This is a genomic window from Methylophaga sp. UBA3192, from assembly GCA_002363955.1.
In the GTDB taxonomy this organism is placed as follows: domain Bacteria; phylum Pseudomonadota; class Gammaproteobacteria; order Nitrosococcales; family Methylophagaceae; genus Methylophaga.
Genome location: DEXE01000007.1, coordinates 301,311 through 319,941, shown reverse-complemented (window position 1 = coordinate 319,941; position 18,631 = coordinate 301,311). Strand labels below are relative to the sequence as shown.

Genomic DNA, 18,631 nt, shown 5'->3' with positions numbered 1-18,631 from the left:
TATGATTTATGTTATTGGCGATAGTCACACGCGCAGTTTTGCGAATAACCATAATTTTTTCCCATTGTTTATTGGTCCAGGCAAAGAGATGTGTTTTATAAGCGATGCTCATCTTAATGAATTAAAAAAGAGAGTTAGTGCCGCCCTTAAGAATCTGGAAGATAATGCCCCAGTTTTATTTGTACTTGGAGAGCCGGATACTCGTTACTATTTAGGCAAAGGGTGGACGCCTTGGGAGCCTGTAACCTCTGAAGAGATTGCTGAGCCTTTTGAACTCTTGAGTCGAAGTGCACAAAGGTATGGAGATTTTCTCACATGGGCCAAAAAAAATTTTAATATACAAATCCTTGTATTTAACATTACTCCTTCCGAACGAATTCAACAAAATAAATATGTAGACTGCTTTAATAAAAAATTAAGAATTATCTGTAGCAACAATAAAATACCTTTTATCGATATCATGGAAGATATTATGAATCATGATTCTATCAAATCTCAATTTATGGCAGATGTTGTTCATCTTGATTTAAGTGTTCAGCCTCTGATAGAAGAAAAAATTAAACAGGCTGGTTTTGAACTTGATGTTTCAGAGCATGTTTATCATAGAAACTCTAAAACGCTTCAGTCAGATTTTTTATATGATGAAAGGTTTTCGTGTTTTACATATCAACCAGATAGTAAGTCATCATTTAAGAAATTATTTTCGAAATTCAGAGGTTTACTGAAGTCGGTAAAAGGCAATGCAAATGCAAAGTTATGATTTTACGTGCTCACAAGATATTGATTCGGCAGTTAAAAACATGCGTAATTTTGGAATTACACATGTTCCTAACTTTATATCCGAAGGTGAACTTGGATTAATAAATACAGAATTCGAAAAAATTCTCATTAATCCATCGAAAGCTATTATTTCTCAAAGTGGCCATCCGATGAATCCTGATGGTCGAACCGCAAGATTTTCTCCATGGCACAATGATGCATTGACCGATTTCCCTGAGATTACAAAGCTGTTTCGTAATGACTTTTTGAAAAAAATCGCAGAAGCCTACTTTGCACCACATGAAATAGATTTTAATGATGAGGTTTTTGCAACGCACGAAAAACCAGCTGAAACTCCAATTCTTCCATGGCATTTTGACAGGATGCAGTCGATCAAATTTTGGTTTTACTTAACGGATACAACTAAAGAAAATGGTGCTTTTGAGTATTGCCCCAGCACACATTGGGAAGGGCATTATCGAGCGGGATTTCATCTCTCTCAAGGTTGTGGAGTAGAGGATATTCCGAATGATATTGATGAGTCGTTAATAAGAAACCCTGTATCACTTGAATTGAAAGCCGGGGATCTATTGATATTTGATTCCGATGGTTTCCATCGAGGTGGCATTGTTCAACCTGATCAAGAAAGACGCGTGCTCAGAGGACATACACACCCTAAAAATCTACGACGCTATAGTGACAAACCCTTATCAGCTGGCTGGTGGTTAAAATCATTCCTGAACATAAACAAATGGACAGGAAATGCCTCAAAAAGAATCCTTGGTGATCAAGTGCAGGATCACACCTTAAATCGTAAAAAACATAAAAATTAACTTCTAAATCAGGATATGTAGTTTTTGATAATGGATATAAAAATAATCGCAGAAATCGGCATTAATCACGATGGTGATGCCGATAAGGCAATGGATCTTATAAAAGCAGCCTCCAATGCTGGTGTATGGGGAGTCAAGTTTCAATATCGGAACCTTGAAAATGCCTATGCTGATGATGCGAAACAAATTGGCGATGAGATGTTGCTGACGGAAATTCGTCGGAATTACCTTTCACCAGATACTATATTGTCACTAACAGGACAGGGCAAACAGCTCGGGCTTGCAGTTGGGATTAGTTTCTTTGATACGCAGGATATGCTCGACTTTAATGATGATTTAGCGTCCTTTGACTTTTTCAAAGTGCCTTCAGTTGAATTATCAAATATTGAACTTGTTAATAGCATGTTGAGATTGGACAAGCCGGTTTATCTGTCGCTGGGTTGTCACAATGAAGCAGAGATCGATGATGCCATCAGTCAATTCAAGGGTGATAATTGGCTTGCCCTTCATTGCGTATCCAACTATCCGGTATCGCTGACAAATTCCCGTTTAGGCTATCTACAGCACATGGCGAATAAATGGCAACGTCCATTTGGCTACTCAAGCCATGACAATGACTGGGAAGTGACATTAATTGCAATGTCTATGGGAGCTACAGTTATCGAGCGGCATATAACCTTTGATAAAGATGCGAATGGGCTGGATCACACCACAAGTTCAACCCCGGACGAATTTTCTCGCATGGCGATGTTCGCAGACCATATCGGATTACTGATGGCGGGGAATGGTCCACGAGTTGCCAACCAAGGGGAACTCCTTAATTTGCAAAATCTTGGTCGTAGCTTTTATGCAAAACAGGCTATTAGCGCCGGGGAAATAATTAAACCAGAGCAGTTAGTTTTCCGCTCCCCCAGAGTTGGTCTGGGGCAAAATGAGATACAACCTTTTCTGAAACACCCTACAGTTCGGGAGGTAACGCCCGGGCAAGTATTAAGTCGTTCTGTTTTTGAAAAAACACCTCCAGTATCTGACACCGCTATAGATTTTGCACGTAGCCGGAAAATTGCCATTCCAGTTAGATTGCATGATTTGGCTGGCATTGAGCAAAAATTTCCGGTGGGTGCTTATGAGTTTCATTTATCCTATGGCGAAGTTCTATCTGAGGTAGATGCAAAACAATACAATGCTGATAATCGATACAGCATTCATTTGCCCGATTACATCAATTCTACTCAGCTGATGGACCCATTCTCGGCAGATGCATTACAAGCAGAGCAAAGCCAGAATATCCTCCAGCGAACAGTCGATTTAGCTGATGCACTACAGCAACATACAGGGCAGCATGTACCAATCGTAGGAAGCTTCTCTGTTGTGCATGAATCTATTGAACAGTTTTATCAGCAGCACTCGCAGTTAATAGAGGGGTTTCGAAAACAAGGCGTTTCCATTCTTCCCCAGTGGTTACCTCCCATCGCATGGTATTTTGGTGGTTCTGTCAAACTGGAAGCCGTAAATCAACCCAGAGACGTTGAGTTAATTGAACGGTACCAATTACCGATATGCATGGATGTTTGTCATTTATGTATGGGTGACAGTGTGTTTGATTTTGAAGCCACAGAGGTTATTAAAAGACTTTCAGGTTTTGTCCAGCATGTGCATATTGCAGATGCTGCCGGAATTGATGGTGAAGGACTTCATTTTGGTGAAGGGGACACAAAAAACATGCCGGCAATTAGCTCTGTAATGGATTTGGACTGTATGAAGGTCATTGAAGTCTGGCAAGGACATCTTGATGAAGGAGCCGGGTTTGCAAAGGCATTAAACAGATTAGCCGAGTTGTTTGATGATTAACTATAAGACAGCACTGATCATTGGGGCAACAGGACAGGATGGAGCGCATCTGGCTCAGCATCTATCGACTGCCGGATGGACAGTCTATTGTGGGTTTCGCAGAGGTTCAGCATCAAAAACCTGGCGATTACATCACCTGAATATTCTCGACAAGGTTAAGTTAGTCAATATCAATATTGATGAACCGTTTAACTTGAATGATGTTCTGAAATCTATTCAACCAGCACATATTTATCACTTTGCCGGCGAGAGTTTTGTTGCGGATTCTTTTATTCATCCCGTGACAACACTTCAGGCCAACACGTTAGGTACGCTGAATGTGCTGGAAGCTATCCGGCACACTGTGCCGGAAGCCAGATTGTTTTTTGCTTCAAGCTCTGAGGTGTTTGGTCCGGCTGCACCCAATACGTTACTTAGTGAGGAAAGCCAGCTTAAACCGGCGAATCCTTATGGTATATCCAAACTTACTGCTCAAGAGTTAGTTCGGATGTACCGCGAGACATACAATCTTCATGCTTCAGTTGGCATTTTATTCAATCATGAAGGGCCATTACGCGGACGAAATTTTGTAACGCGGAAAATTTCATTTAACCTGGCTAGATTAAAAATAGATAATGGTGACCCGATTGAATTAGGTGCATTATCCTCAGCGAGAGACTGGGGTGCAGCAGAAGATTACACTGCCGCCATGATGAGCTTGTTAGAACAAAAAGCAGCCGATGATTATGTATTTGCTACCGGTAAATTAACAACCGTTAGAGATTTCCTGCGTTTTTCTGCCATTGCAGCTGGATTTGACCCATTGTTTGAAGGTACGGGCGTCGATGAAGTTTGCGTGGATAAATCTTCAGGAATGCCTTTAGCTGTGGTATCAGAACGTTATTTCAGACCTTTCGATACTAGTGCAAGAGCCGGCAATGCTAAAAAATTACTAAACAAAATAAATTGGCAGGGTTCCAGATCGGTTGAAAAAATAGCAACTGAAATGGTATTCACTGATATTGACAGAAGAACAAAAGGAATCACCAATGTATGAACATTTGAAACAGGGGTTGGAAGGTTGTGTTTACACTGTATTCACTCCTTTTGATGAACAGGAAAATATTGATTATGAGTCTCTGGAACGATATCTGAATCATCTCTACATTGGTGGTGCCAGAAAGTTTTATGTAATGGCTTATAACTCACGTTATTCTCAGTTGAAACACTCAGAAATTATGGAATTGAATGAGTTTTGTATAAAACTGCTGAAGCGGCTTGATCCTGAAAACATTGTGGTGGTTGGTGATCCTATCCATTGCTCGACCAAAGAAAGTACTGAATTCGCTGTCCATGCAAAAGAAACCGGTGCCGATTTGATCTCATTGATTGTGCGAGAAAAGTATTTCAATGATGAACAGATCTTGGATCATTTTGCTGAAGTCGGCCGAAATTCAAATATGCCTATCCTGGTACATGAAATGCCATTTTTATCAGGTTATGACGGTACTCAAATGCATTGGCCGCATTCATTATTCAGAAAACTGCCCAGTATCCCTGAAATCGTGGCGTTGAAAGAAGATGCAAAAGATTTTGAAACTACTTGTCTGGCTCTGGAACTTGAGCCGCGCATACGGGTAGTGATTGCAGGACGTAAATCAACATTGATGCAATATAAGCCTTTTGGAGCTAAGTCCTATCTGAATGGGATTTCCATGCTCGATGCCCGTATTGGTGAAGCGTTTTGGCAAGCATGGAAAAATGATGATCAAAAAACAATCGATTTTATTCTGAATCAGCTGGAAGCACCGTTTTTTGACCAATGTGCCTCAAAATATGGTTGGCACAGAACAAACAAAGCGTTATTGCAGGCCGCTGGCTTTATGCATCGTCGTGATCGGATGCCTCTGAAACATTTGAACGATACCGAATATCAGGAAGTTGTCACCGTCCATAATCAAGTAGACAAAGCTATCCAGGACTTTTTCAGCTAATGGCTTATGTGGCATTTGTACCCGCTCGATCCGGCTCAAAACGATTACCCGGTAAAAATATAAAAATGCTGGCTGGCAAGCCTCTCGTGGTTCACACATTAGAGGCTTTTGTTAACGCGCAAAAGGTTGATAGGGTTATATTCTCGACTGATTCTCAAGAATATTGGGATATCGCTAATCGCTATATTAAAAGTGATAAATTGAAGCTTGATTATCGCGAACCGGAACAGGCGAGCGACAAAGTAAAGATTTTTGACTACCTGAAAGACGGTTATCAAAAGATATTCTCAGACCCGAATGATGTATTTTTGATGGGCTTACCTACCGTACCCTTACGTAACTCACAACACATTGACGAAGCAATCGAACTTTTTGAAGAAAAGGGTAAACCGGTTTTTTCTGCAACTGAATATGGATTCCCTATCTCATTTGCATTCTATGATGAGGGGGATCAGTGGACACCTGTTTTTGAACATAGTCCAATGTTGACAGGTAATACACGGAGTCAGGATCAAAAAATTGCTTACCATCCTAATGGTGCAATTTATGTCAGAAAAATCAAGGATTTTCAAAATTCAAAACTATTAACACTTTATCAAAACGCTGTGCCTTATCTGATGAGTCGCACGCATTCAGTGGATATTGATAATCCCATTGACTTTTTAGTCGCAGATGCGATTCTGGCAAGCGGGAACTAAAGTCTCGAATGACAGGAGAGGAAAAATTAACCGCTTTAATGACGGAGTTGTTTGATTGGATTGAACAGCAACAACCAGACTATCTGACTTATAAAAATAATTGTCTGCGTGGAGCATTTGAGCGTTATTTTTATTTTGAAGCTATGGCTAGGCCATATAGCTTACTACCCTTACTCAAGTTCACAAAACCATGGCGTAATTCAGCCAAAGAGTCGGATTTAACCAAAACATTCGATCGGTATTGGGAAAATTCGTCCGAAATTTCGCTTACCAAAAGGCTGTTTACAACCTCTTTACCTTGGTTACGTTTAGGCAGAGATTATTATCGCTCTATCATTTCAAACGTCTTATCTGCCAAATCAGTTAGCAGTACTGAAAAACGACCTATTGGTTTTTTTGCCATAAATTGCCGATTTGTTGATTTCTTCCAACCTTTGGTATCTGAATTTAAATCAACTACATGTCTTTTTTTCTCATCACATCCCATGTTGATTTCTGGAAAAGTAAAAGAACAAGGAGCATGTCCAGCGTTATTGCCAATGCCGAAAGGTTTTTCTTCTGGATTGGGCATATCAGTTTGGAACCCATTGTTTCCTGTTTATCTTCGTTTATGCATGTTTTATCAGCAGGCTTATATAGCGCTGCAACAGGAACGTCCAGAAGTACTTTTATTTGCTGAGGGAACCTCACATTATGATGAGTTAATGGCGAGAGCAGCAAAGCAACTTGAGATTCCAACTATCCGAATTCAGAGTGGGCGCGCAGGGGTGTTACATAGTGGTTATCGAAATATGTGCTTTGATGTGATGCTATGCTGGAGCAATGATTTTGTTGAACGTTACCAGAGTGTGTCGCCAAAACCAGCTTATCATGAGATTGGTAGTCCTTTGCTGGATGAATTTCATCGGCTAAATGAACGAAGAGTAACCACCACAAAACCGAATAGGGTTGTTATATATACTCAGCCCGTGAGTAAACATATTAGTGAGCAGGATTATCTGTTGCTTGTTAAATTTGCAGAAGACTTGCTAAAACGTGATGAAAGAATAGATATCATTGTAAGAAAACATCCTGTTGATAAACATCCTGGCTTTGATGACTTACAGCAAAAGTATCCGCATAGAATTAGTCCGATGAATGCACCGGAGTTTTCGTTAGCTGCAACATTGATAAATACCCAGAGTGCAGTGGGCTTTTTTTCTACAACATTGTCCGAGGCTGCTGCATGTGGTGTTATTCCAGTTATTTTACAACTGGATAAGTCACACAGCGTATATCCCTTTCCAGAAAAACACGGTGCAGCAATTGTTGTTGACTCGGCAGAAGCAGCCATTGATAAGGTATTGCAAATTCAGCAACAGCCTGAACAATTTGATTCAGTTAGACAGAAAATGCAGATATTTTCACAACGATTCCTTGGACCAAACGATGGTCAGTCCATGCAAAGATTAGTAGGTGTAATCAATCAATACATTGATGGTAAAGCCTATGAATAAAGAAACGACATTCGCCCCAATAATATTGTTTGTTTACAACCGACCAGAACATACTCGTAGAACTGTAACTTCGTTATTAAAAAATCCTCAAGCCGAAATGTCTGATTTATTTGTTTTTTCGGATGCAGCAAAGGACAAAAGTGTTGAAGAAACCGTTAGGCAGGTAAGAGAATATATTCGTCAAATTTCCGGTTTTAAAACCGTCACTATTTATGAGCGGGATAGCAACTGGGGTCTGGCAAATTCTGTCATTGATGGTGTAACTCGCATATGTAATGAGTTCGGTAAGGTTGTTGTATTGGAAGATGATTTGCAGGTTTCACCGCATTTTCTGGCGTATATGAATGCAGGGCTTGATAAGTATGAGCACGATGAACAAGTCATGCAGATAGCCGGTTATATGTTTCCTGTCGATATTCAATCTAACGAAGATGCTTTGTTTCTACCTCTGACATCCTCTTGGGGGTGGGCGACGTGGCAAAACTCATGGGAAAAATTTGATAAAACAGCTAGTAGTTTCAACACTATAAAAAATAATCCTGACCTGAAAAAGCAGTTTAATTTGGATGGACGCTACCCATACTTTAAAATGCTTGAAGCCCAAAAAAAGGCTAAGGTTGATTCATGGGCAATACGTTGGTACGTGAGTGTGTTTATAAAAAATGGGCTGGTACTGTACCCTAGAAAAAGTTTGGTTGAGAACTCAGGGTTTGATGGTAGCGGTGTAAATTGTGTGGTTAGCGGATTTGATGATACGCCTATTGACGCGACGTTTGAGGTAAAAACGTTTCCTGCTAATAGTGTGACTTCTCCCTTTTTTGATGAACTAATTAAAAAGCTTCCCAAACCAAAGTTCAGCATTAAAGCGTTTCTAAGTCGATTAATTAAGCCTTTCAAGGTATAAACATGCGTAAGCTTATAAAAAAAATATATCACTCTACCTGTAGTTGGATGTATCCACTATTTGGAAAAAAACCATGGAAGCTAGGTTATGTTCCTTACAAATTTTCATCTATCAATACTGCTATCAATGATCCACTTCTCGATATAACAAGATTGCCAGATGGGTATGGCTTTAGGCTTGATGAGAGGGTTGTTGAATATTTGTGGTTTTTCCAGTCTTTGCCAAATTCAGCAGGAAGAATCCTTGATGCCGGTTCGATCCTCAACTATTCGTTTCTTCTCGATCATAAAAAACTTCAGAATAAGAATTTATTTATATCAACCTTGGCACCAGAGCAGGATGCCTTCTGGAACAAAGGGGTTTCATATATCTATGAAGATTTGAGAAACACCTGTTTCAGAAATGATTATTTTGACTGGATCACCAGTCTTTCTACAATTGAACATATAGGCCTGGATAACACAATGCTGTATACCAGTGATGAAGCAAAGCGTGAAAGTGATGCAGAGGGTTATCTCGCTGCAATAAAAGAGTTTCATCGAATTCTTAAGCCAGGTGGAAAGTTATTTCTTAGTGTTCCATTCGGTGAGCATAAAGTGCGTGGTTGGTTTCAGATATTTAACGGTGAAATGGTGGATAGTATCAAGGCAACTTTCTCACCGACGGAAATAAAAGAAAACTACTTTCAGTATCATGAGAGCGGATGGGTTAATTCTTCACGTGAACTTGCCAGTGATGCCACTTATTTTGATATTCACACCGAAAAAGATTACGGCACTGACTATGCTGCCGCATCACGTGCAGTTGTATGTTTAGAACTTACAAAATAGCTTTCAAAGCTTTTATCAGAAAGCTTTTACAGTTTAGGGAATTCACTGGAGCAGCCAGTGTTGTGCTTTATCCCTCGGCAAAAATTATCAACATATCAGGAAAACCAGAATTAATTTCAATTGGTTCAAATAGCCATGTTCTGGGGGAGCTTTTGGTGTTTGCCCATGGAGGAAAAATTGTTGTTGGAGACGATTGTTATGTGGGAGAAGGTTGTAGGATTTGGTCCGCTGGCCGTATCTCCATCGGCAACAGGGTGTTAATTTCACATAATGTCAATATTTTTGATAACCATACCCATCCAATACGCGCCTCAGAAAGACATGAGCAATTCATGAATATTGCAAGCGTTGGTCATCCATCTTCAATAGACCTTGATGAGTCTCCGGTTATGATAGCTGATGATGTTTGGGTTGGTGCAATGGCAACAATCTTAAAGGGTGTAACCGTTGGTGAAGGTGCTATCGTCGGAGCTGGAGCCGTGGTGACTAAAGATGTGCCACCGTGGACTATTGTTGCTGGCAACCCAGCCAAAATAATCAGAGAGTTAGGACCCGATGAGCGATAAAACCTTTGTCTCCTGGGAGGCGGCAGTCTCATGGTTAATGAATCAACCGGATAAACAACAATTAGTTCGGGATTGTTATTATGATCCATCCGTCCAGCAAGCTGCGGAGAGATATTATAATAGCCCGGAGTGGCAAGCTATAAGCCGATATGTTCCAGATTCAAAAGGTTTTGCAATGGACCTTGGGGCAGGACGTGGGATAGCCAGTTATGCTTTAGCTCGTGATGGCTGGCAAGTAGCCGCGTTAGAACCAGATAGCAGCGAGCTTGTTGGAGCTGGCGCAATCAAAACGCTTGCTTTGGAGAACAACCTGCCTATATCTGTCTCTCAGGAATTTGGCGAGAGAATTAATTTTGATGCAAATACATTTGAGCTGGTTTTTGCCCGACAAGTATTGCACCATGCAAATGATCTTGAACAGTTATGTGCAGAATTATTCCGTGTCTTAAAGCCAGGAGGCAGTTTAATAGCCGTTAGAGACCATGTGATTTCATCAAAAAAAGATTTAGCTGCATTTTTTGATGTGCATCCATTACATTCATTATATGGTGGTGAGAATGCCTACACATCTCATGAGTATCTTGTCGCACTGAAAAAAGCTGGATTTAAGGTTAAACGCGTTCTCCGTTCTTTCGATAGTGTTATTAATTTCGCCCCTTACACAGAAGCATCGCTGAAAGCTCAAATTCAACAGAGGATCAGTAAAATACCATTGTTTGGCAAGCTATCACGCATCCTTAATATTGATATTCTTTATCGTAGTCTGCTTCGTTGTCTTTCGTTTGTAGATAGACGACCTGGCAGGTTATATTCATTTGTCTGCTTCAAGCCCGAGGAGCAGTAATGACTACAGTTTGGATTACAGGTGGGAAGGGATTTATAGGTCGCAATCTAGCCAAATTTATCGCGAAGAAAAATGCAACAGTTTACGGAATTGGACATGGGTTTTGGACGGATGATGACTTTAGAACCTGGGGATTTAGTCATTGGCTAAATGCTGAAATAGACTTTGCAGGAATGAATCAGCTGGTTTCTGATTTTGGTAAACCTGATATTATTTTTCATCTTGCTGGCGGTTCAGCTGTTGGTTCATCAATACAAAATCCTTACGAAGATTTTCAACGCACAGTAGATACCACCGCACGCCTTTTGGAGTGGGTGAGGCAGAGCTCTCCAGCGAGCCGAGTGGTAGGTGCATCCAGTGCTGCGGTATATGGTTCGGCATTCAACGGTCCCATCTTAGAGCAAGACATCGGTAAGCCTTTTTCACCCTATGGTTACCACAAATGGATGCTGGAGTCCTTATTCAGTTCTTATCGTGATAGTTTTGGTTTAGACCTTGCTGTTATCAGATTATTTTCTGTTTATGGAACGGGGTTGGAAAAACAGCTGTTGTGGGACTTATGCCAAAAAATTGAAAAGTCAGACTCAAATGCAATTACGTTAAATGGAACTGGGAGTGAAGTTCGAGACTGGATACATATTTCCGATGCCTCACAGTTACTTTGGTTATTGGCGAATAAATCATTAAATGAAATTACTGTGGTCAATGGTGGCACGGGGATAAGCACTTCTATAGCTGAAATTGCATCGCTGGTGTGTAGCCAGTGGGGACAAAATCATAGTGTTAAATTTAGCGGCATTTCTCGTAAGGGCGACCCTAAAAGTTTAGTTGCTGATATTTCGTTGGCTAATGAGTTGGGTTTCTCACCCAGGGTATTATTACAGCAAGGCATATCTGAAGTAGTGAGCTGGTACAAAGCGAGAAACTTGGCTTGAAACATCGTGTAGCCTTTACGCTAATCGGCGGACATGCGTGGATGGGGGGCTTAAACTATCAAGTGAATCTGATCAGTGCATTATTAGAATTTGAAAACCAGAGAGTCGAACCGATTTTATTTCTGGGTGATGATGTTGCAATAGATGTGCTGGAGAGGTTTAATGCACTTGATGGGCTGAAAATTGTTCATTCTAAGGTGTTTAATCGTTCCCACAAAAATCGGCGTCTTCTCAAAGCTATTGTGACTGGTTGTGATACTGATGCACTGGCAGTATTTAAGGTACATGAGATCGATGTGGTATTTGAGGCTGCTGATTTTTATGGCTGGCACTTTAATATACCAACAATTGCATGGATTCCAGATTTACAGCATCGTAAACTTAGGCAGTATTTTGGTTTTTTTGCATTCTGGAAAAGAGAGATCGGTTTTCGCATGCAAGTTTATGCGAAACGTCACATCATGCTTAGCAGTCTCGATGCAGCAAAGGACTTCCAACAGTTTTATAAATTACCGAATGAGCGCCTGCATGTGGTTAATTTCAGTGTGCCAGTTCGCCCGATAAAGTTTGATTTTGAAGTTTTATTAGCAAAATATAATCTACCCAGGCATTTTTTCTATTTACCCAACCAGTTCTGGCAGCATAAAAATCATGAGTGCGTCATAAAAGCCTTGGGTATTGCTAAACGTGAGGGCAAAGAGATTATCGTTGCGGTATCTGGTAATCATGAAGATTCACGTGATCCGGATTATTTTCCAAAGTTGTTATCACTTATTGCCGCGGAATCAGTCGAGGACAATTTTCGTGTCTTGGGAATGATCCCTTATGACGATGTTCAGGCTCTAATGTTAAGTGCTGCCGCACTTATTAATCCATCACGATTTGAAGGCTGGAGTACTACTGTTGAAGAGGCCAAATCACTTGGAGTCGAAATGCTTTTATCGGACATAAATGTTCATCGCGAACAAGCAGAACAAAATGCCCTTTTTTTTGAACAGGATAAGCCAGCACAGTTAGCAGAACAAATGATTACATTATCAAGTATTTCGATTGATAAACGTATCGAAGATATGAAACAAGCAGCTGAACGCTCAAGAACATTTATGTCGCTCTTTGCGATGAAATTCACAACTGTAGTTGAGGCAGCCGCCAAAAGTTTATGAAAATTTCAATTATCACTGTCTGTTTTAATAGTGCCAAAACCATCTCTGACACAATTCGTTCTGTAGCAAATCAGGAGTATCCTGATATAGAACATATTATCGTTGATGGTGGATCGACAGATGGCACGGTCAAACTTATTGACAATGCTTCTAGCATTGCTCGTTATGTTTCAGAGCCTGATAAGGGCATTTATGATGCAATGAATAAGGGTATCGCTATGGCCACTGGAGATGTTGTAGGAATTTTGAATGCTGATGATTTTTATACATCCATTCATGTTGTTTCCAGTATTGCAGAAGTGTTTAAAAACCCCACTATTGATGCCTGTTATGCAGATCTTGTTTATGTTGATCAAACCGATATCAATAAAGTTGTTCGTTATTGGAGATCTGAGGCGTTTATATCGGGTGCTTTTAAACGTGGCTGGATGCCGCCACATCCAACCTTCTTTTGTCGAAAGTCCGTCTATGAAGAAAATGGAAATTTTGATTTGAATTACAAAATTGCATCAGATGTAGAGTTACTTTTCAGATTTCTTGAGGTTAAGAAAATACGATTTATGTATCTACCTGAGCTGATAATAAAGATGCGTTTGGGAGGGACAACAAATAAAAATTTAAAAAATATCATTTTCCAAAATAAAGAAGTTTTGAGATTTCTTGACGACTATTATGGAAGAGTAAGCCGATTACATTTTTTCTATTGTAAAATTTCAAATCGTTTAAAACAATTTATTTTTAAGCCTAAAGATTAGATGATTGATTCAGAAATGAAGCAGGATTATGGATTATGGTTTGTGTATGTTATGCATTTATATGTCATGTTCAGGCCAAGCGAGATTATAGTCTTCAATACATTCTATCCCATTTATTTATTGGCTTTATTGGTAATCGCATTAAATGTAAAAAAATTACACTTATTGCTTTCAGATAGAGTACTAAATATTATCTTTATTTTAATATTTTCCTTGTTGCTTCTATCAGTTTTTAATTCATATGTACATGATTTTTATGATAGAAAATTGTTGTTCAATTGGCTTGCATGGCTTGTTGTGCTTGTTGCGGTAATTTTGTCTTATCAAGGCTCTAATAAAAATTATAAGGGTCTAGAGCTTTTGGCTAAATTAGTATTACTAATTCAGCTATGCATCTCAATTGTTCAGTTATTTAAGCCTGATTTTTTCTCTTTATTTTGGTCAAGTGTTAATACTATGGGGTTGGATAGAGATGTGAGAGTTAGTGGTTCTTTAGGAAATCCCATTCTCTTCTCATATATCGTCACTTATTTAGTGCTAATTGTTATAGCACGGACTGGCCCTTTAAAAAATATTTTTTGGGTGGTTTTGGGGTGTTTACTCATATTAATGTCCGGTTCAAGATCATTAATTCTGACGTATCCAATTATTATTGGAGCTTGGTTCTATTTGAGTGATAAAAGTTTATTAAAACGATTATTTTTTAGTTTCATTTGTGCTTCTGTTTTATTTTTATTTAGTTATTATATGTTGTTATCTCTAAAAGAAATATTTGTTTATTCAGCTGAATTGTTCGCTGTTTTTGAGTTTGAGTCCGGTGAAGAAAACTCAAAAGACTTAAGAACTTTTGGTTATAGAATAGATTTCTGGAATGCAGCATTATACGAATTCTTTTCAAGAGATTTTTTATCTGTAATTTTTGGAAAGTCAGGTCCATATCTTTCATCACCACATCATGATCTTATTTATATGCTTAGCCGGTATGGTGCTATTGGATTAATATCCTATCTTGCTTTGAATTTTTGGCTATTAGAGATCGCTCTCAAAAATAAATGTATTGTTGAGGGTCGCTTGCTCTATTTAACTATTCTGATGAGTTTGATTGTCGGTATGGCCAATACAATCGGGGTTGAGATGAGATTGGGAATATTTTCAGCTTTAGTCGCTGGTTTATTATTATCTCGTGGAAAATATTCTAAAGTAATCACCAATGTTGAAATTAAGTCTTCAATTGTGATGAACAATGAAATTCAAAGAGTCAGTTCTAATAAGTCTTTACCTGCTTAGAATTGCACTCTTTTCTATTGGGGAATTATGGTGTCTGTAAAAAAACTTAAATGTTTCAAAGCCTACGATATCAGAGGCCAACTAGGTGATGAGCTCAACCCGGATGTTGCTTATCGTATTGGTTACGCTTATGCAAAACACCTAAATGCTAAACGGGTAGTAGTTGGTGGTGATATCAGACACACTAGTGAGCCGCTTAAACTTGCTTTGGCCCAAGGTGTTATGGATACGGGCGCAGAAGTTATTGATATCGGGATGGTCGGCACGGAAGAGATATACTTTGCCTCATTTTATCTGGATGTCGATGGGGGCATTGAAGTTACGGCCAGCCATAATCCGATGGATTACAATGGCATGAAGTTGGTTGGACGTGGTGCTTTGCCGATAAGTGGTGATAGTGGCTTAAATGATATTCGTGATTTGGCTGAACATATTGACTCACCGTTTAATACTCCTAAAGAAACTGTCTCGGTTAAGGCTAATATTCCAGATGCTACACCAGCAGGACATTCTGTTTTCAGTGGAACCAATAACGCCAATAAATACAGTCAGCAATCGATACTTGATCCCTACGTTGAGCATTTGCTGAGCTATATTGATCTGACAAAGATCAAACCATTAAAACTGGTTGTGAACGCGGGTAATGGTGCGGCTGGACATGTTATTGATGCGCTTGAGCAACAGTTTAAAGCAGCCAATGTGCCGCTGGAATTTATCAAGATCCACCATGAAGCCGATGGCAGTTTCCCGAATGGTATCCCCAACCCGTTATTACCCGAAAATCGGGCGGCAACTGCTGATGCAGTCATTGCTAATAAAGCCGATATGGGTATCGCATGGGATGGGGATTTTGATCGGTGTTTTCTGTTTGATGAAAATGGCCGATTTATTGAAGGGTATTATATTGTCGGTTTGTTGGCTGAAGCATTTTTGCTCAAGTCAGCCGGTGAAAAAATCATCCATGATCCACGACTGACCTGGAATACCATCGATCAAGTTGAAGCAGCGGGTGGAAAACCTATCCAATCCAAAACAGGCCATGCCTTTATTAAAGAACGTATGCGATTGGAAAATGCAGTTTATGGTGGTGAAATGAGTGCCCATCACTATTTCCGTGATTTTGCCTATTGTGATAGCGGCATGATTCCGTGGTTGCTGGTGGCTGAGTTAATGAGTGTGGCAGGTAAGGCTTTATCTGAGCTGGTTAATGAGCGTATGGCGAAATACCCATGCAGTGGTGAAATTAATTATCGGGTGGCAGATGTCAGTATCATTCTCGATAAAATTCTTCAGCGTTTTTCCGCTGAAAATCCAGTGATCGATAAAACAGATGGGATAAGCCTCGAGTTTGACCAGTGGCGATTTAACTTACGCTCCTCTAACACCGAGCCACTATTACGTTTAAATGTTGAAAGCCGAACTGATGAAGCCTTAATGAGAGCCAAAGTGGCAGAAATTGAACAGATAATTCAGAACTAATGCGGATTTTTGTAACAGGCGCAACTGGGTTTGTCGGAAAGGCGTTGATTAAGGAACTGCTAAGTGCTGGACATAATATTATTGCAGGGGTACGGAATCATTCGGTGGAATTGCCGGTTGAAGTGGAGCAACAGCAGATTGGTGATTTAGGCTTGCTGAGCGAGCAGAATACGTTAATTGATACGCTGAAAAAAGTTGATGTCGTTATTCACACTGCAGCACGCGTACACATTATGCATGACAAAGCAGCCGATCCGTTGACTGAATTTCGAAAAACGAATGTAAACGCAACTCTTGCATTGGCTAAGCAAGCAGCTATTGCGGGTGTGAAAAGGTTTGTATTTATCAGCTCCATTAAAGTGAACGGTGAATCGACTGATCATCGACAGGCTTTTCGTGAGACAGATAAGCCGGCACCTGAAGATGCCTATGGACAATCAAAGCTTGAGGCAGAACAGGTTTTATTTGAGTTAAGCCATACAAAACCTATGGAAGTTGTGATTATTCGCCCCCCGCTAATATACGGGCCTGGGGTAAAAGCAAACTTTGCCAGTTTGATTAAAATCATCAAAAAAGGCGTACCGCTGCCATTTGGAGCGACCTCAAACCAACGTTCATTACTGGCGATTGATAACCTTGTCGATTTTTTAATGCTTTGCATCGTCCACCCTGCAGCTGTAAATCAGGTATTTCTTTTAGCAGATGGTGAAGATGTTTCTACTACAATATTGCTTAAAAAATTAGCTTTCGCTTATAGAACACCATGTCGTTTGTTACCTATTTCTACTTCCTGGATGCGGTTTGTGGCAAAACTGCTGGGTAAACAAACTATCACTGACCGATTATTTGGTGATCTACAAATAGACATCAGTAAAGCTCAAAGTTTACTTGGCTGGAAACCCTTGACGACAATGGATCAACAGCTTAAAAAAATGGCTGAGTCAGATAAAAACTAAACGCTGTAAGTGTGCATATAAAAAAACGAGAATTTCATGACCCATGTTGTAATCCGCTTATTGGATATTATTTTTTCTGTTGTTGGCCTATTAATTGGCTTACCAATTTTACTAATTCTGATCGTTATCGGTTGGCTCGACACTGGTTCTCCAGTTTTTCGTCAACAGCGGGTAGGTCGTTTTCAAAAACCTTTTACATTAGTCAAATTCCGCACCATGAAAAAAGACACGGCTCATGTGGCCAGTCATTTGGCCAGTGCGGCTTCCATTACCCCATTCGGACGTTTTCTTCGTCGTACCAAACTGGATGAGCTACCGCAATTATGGAATGTGTTGAAGGGAGAAATGAGCCTGGTGGGCCCCAGACCCTGTTTGTTCAATCAGCATGAACTCATCGACGAACGCGAGGCAAAAGGGGTATTTACGGTCAGACCCGGTATTACCGGTTTGGCTCAGATAAATGATATCGACATGTCGACCCCCGAATTACTGGCGAAAACGGATGCGTTGATGATTGAGCAGATGAGTGTAATCCGCTATCTTGGTCTCATTCTTCAAACCGTTACCGGCAAAGGAGCGGGTGATAGGGTTCGTAAGGATAACTGAACATTGCCTGGTGGAGAGGAATGCATTGTTGCTTTCTTGATGTACGGATCCGAATTCATTCAGAAATAAGCTTAAGGAGCGTTGCCTGTGGAAAAGGAAAATATTGTCTGGCATTTACATAAGGTCAGCAAAGTGGATCGCAGTCAGCAGAAAAAACAGCGTTCTGCCATTTTATGGTTTACCGGGTTAAGTGCCTCAGGCAAATCCACCATTGCCGGGGCAGTAGAGCAGGCTTTATTTGAGCTGGGTCATCATACTTATCTGCTTGATGGGGATAACGTCAGACATGGTTTGAATAAAGACCTGGGGTTTTCTGACGAGGATCGGGTTGAGAATATTCGCCGCATAGGTGAAATGGCTAAGCTTTTTGCCGATGCCGGTTTAATTGTATTAACCGCTTTTATTTCCCCTTTTCGTTCGGATCGTCGACTAGTCCGTGATCTGGTTGAAGCGGACGAATTTGTTGAAATTTATATGGATACACCGCTCAGTGTTTGCGAACAGCGTGATCCAAAAGGCCTCTATCAAAAAGCCCGTCGCGGCGAGATTAAGAATTTCACCGGTATTGATTCCGAGTATGAAGCACCTGAGGCGGCTGAAGTCACTTTGAATACGGCGGAATGTGATATTGCGGAATGTGTAGCGCAGGTCATTGAGTATTTACGGATAAACAACATCATTCAAAGTCAGGGGTAA

General features: G+C 40.2%; 18 protein-coding genes and 1 pseudogene. All 19 read left to right on the top strand.

The annotated features are described in order from the left end of the window. Position 1: 1 nt before the first annotated feature. On the top strand, positions 2–760 hold the full coding sequence (locus B2337_RS12540) for a hypothetical protein (RefSeq protein WP_292361482.1): 759 nt from the start codon (positions 2–4) through the stop codon (positions 758–760). Continuing rightward, on the top strand, positions 747–1,592 hold the full coding sequence (locus tag B2337_RS12535) for a phytanoyl-CoA dioxygenase family protein (RefSeq protein WP_292361483.1): 846 nt from the start codon (positions 747–749) through the stop codon (positions 1,590–1,592). The genes B2337_RS12540 and B2337_RS12535 overlap by 14 nt, the downstream gene beginning before the upstream one ends. Before the next feature lie 30 nt (positions 1,593–1,622). After that, positions 1,623–3,443: an N-acetylneuraminate synthase family protein gene (locus B2337_RS12530; protein WP_292413653.1), complete on the top strand. Its 1,821-nt coding sequence runs from the start codon at positions 1,623–1,625 to the stop codon at positions 3,441–3,443. After that, complete coding sequence (locus B2337_RS12525) at positions 3,436–4,479, top strand: GDP-mannose 4,6-dehydratase (protein WP_292413655.1); 1,044 nt, start codon at positions 3,436–3,438, stop codon at positions 4,477–4,479. The genes B2337_RS12530 and B2337_RS12525 overlap by 8 nt, the downstream gene beginning before the upstream one ends. Next, positions 4,472–5,416, top strand: a complete 945-nt coding sequence (locus tag B2337_RS12520; protein WP_292361486.1) for a dihydrodipicolinate synthase family protein — start codon at positions 4,472–4,474, stop codon at positions 5,414–5,416. Before B2337_RS12525 ends, B2337_RS12520 begins: the two co-directional genes overlap by 8 nt. Before the next feature lie 2 nt (positions 5,417–5,418). Continuing rightward, a pseudogene (locus B2337_RS12515) lies at positions 5,419–6,114 on the top strand (acylneuraminate cytidylyltransferase family protein); the annotation flags it as partial. 8 nt (positions 6,115–6,122) lie between these two features. Beyond that, positions 6,123–7,610 carry a hypothetical protein gene (locus B2337_RS12510; RefSeq protein ID WP_292413658.1) on the top strand — a complete coding sequence of 496 codons (1,488 nt, stop codon included), beginning with the start codon at positions 6,123–6,125 and terminating at the stop codon, positions 7,608–7,610. Continuing rightward, complete coding sequence (locus B2337_RS12505; RefSeq protein WP_292413660.1) at positions 7,603–8,514, top strand: glycosyltransferase; 912 nt, start codon at positions 7,603–7,605, stop codon at positions 8,512–8,514. Before B2337_RS12510 ends, B2337_RS12505 begins: the two co-directional genes overlap by 8 nt. Positions 8,515–8,516: 2 nt before the next feature. Continuing rightward, entirely contained in the window at positions 8,517–9,344 is an 828-nt protein-coding gene (locus B2337_RS12500; RefSeq protein ID WP_292413662.1) for a methyltransferase domain-containing protein, read from the top strand. Continuing rightward, positions 9,323–9,910: an acyltransferase gene (locus B2337_RS12495; protein WP_292413663.1), complete on the top strand. Its 588-nt coding sequence runs from the start codon at positions 9,323–9,325 to the stop codon at positions 9,908–9,910. Before B2337_RS12500 ends, B2337_RS12495 begins: the two co-directional genes overlap by 22 nt. Further along, complete coding sequence (locus B2337_RS12490) at positions 9,900–10,754, top strand: class I SAM-dependent methyltransferase (protein ID WP_292413665.1); 855 nt, start codon at positions 9,900–9,902, stop codon at positions 10,752–10,754. Before B2337_RS12495 ends, B2337_RS12490 begins: the two co-directional genes overlap by 11 nt. Continuing rightward, on the top strand, positions 10,754–11,689 hold the full coding sequence (locus B2337_RS12485) for an NAD-dependent epimerase/dehydratase family protein (protein ID WP_292361493.1): 936 nt from the start codon (positions 10,754–10,756) through the stop codon (positions 11,687–11,689). Before B2337_RS12490 ends, B2337_RS12485 begins: the two co-directional genes overlap by 1 nt. Beyond that, a complete protein-coding gene (locus tag B2337_RS12480; RefSeq protein WP_292742679.1) occupies positions 11,686–12,852 on the top strand; it encodes a glycosyltransferase family 4 protein in 1,167 nt (388 codons plus the stop codon). Before B2337_RS12485 ends, B2337_RS12480 begins: the two co-directional genes overlap by 4 nt. Further along, on the top strand, positions 12,849–13,607 hold the full coding sequence (locus tag B2337_RS12475; protein ID WP_292361495.1) for a glycosyltransferase family 2 protein: 759 nt from the start codon (positions 12,849–12,851) through the stop codon (positions 13,605–13,607). The genes B2337_RS12480 and B2337_RS12475 overlap by 4 nt, the downstream gene beginning before the upstream one ends. Then, positions 13,608–14,894, top strand: coding sequence for an O-antigen ligase family protein (locus tag B2337_RS12470; RefSeq protein ID WP_292413669.1), 1,287 nt, complete (start codon positions 13,608–13,610; stop codon positions 14,892–14,894). Between the two features lie 27 nt (positions 14,895–14,921). Continuing rightward, positions 14,922–16,373 (top strand): phosphomannomutase CpsG, encoded by a 1,452-nt coding sequence (locus B2337_RS12465; protein ID WP_292413670.1) that lies wholly within the window; start codon positions 14,922–14,924, stop codon positions 16,371–16,373. Continuing rightward, positions 16,373–17,329, top strand: coding sequence for a UDP-glucose 4-epimerase family protein (locus tag B2337_RS12460; protein ID WP_292742675.1), 957 nt, complete (start codon positions 16,373–16,375; stop codon positions 17,327–17,329). Before B2337_RS12465 ends, B2337_RS12460 begins: the two co-directional genes overlap by 1 nt. A gap of 36 nt (positions 17,330–17,365) precedes the next feature. Beyond that, entirely contained in the window at positions 17,366–17,935 is a 570-nt protein-coding gene (locus tag B2337_RS12455) for a sugar transferase (RefSeq protein WP_292413673.1), read from the top strand. An 81-nt stretch (positions 17,936–18,016) separates the two neighbouring features. Then, positions 18,017–18,631: an adenylyl-sulfate kinase gene (gene cysC, locus B2337_RS12450; protein WP_414673673.1), complete on the top strand. Its 615-nt coding sequence runs from the start codon at positions 18,017–18,019 to the stop codon at positions 18,629–18,631.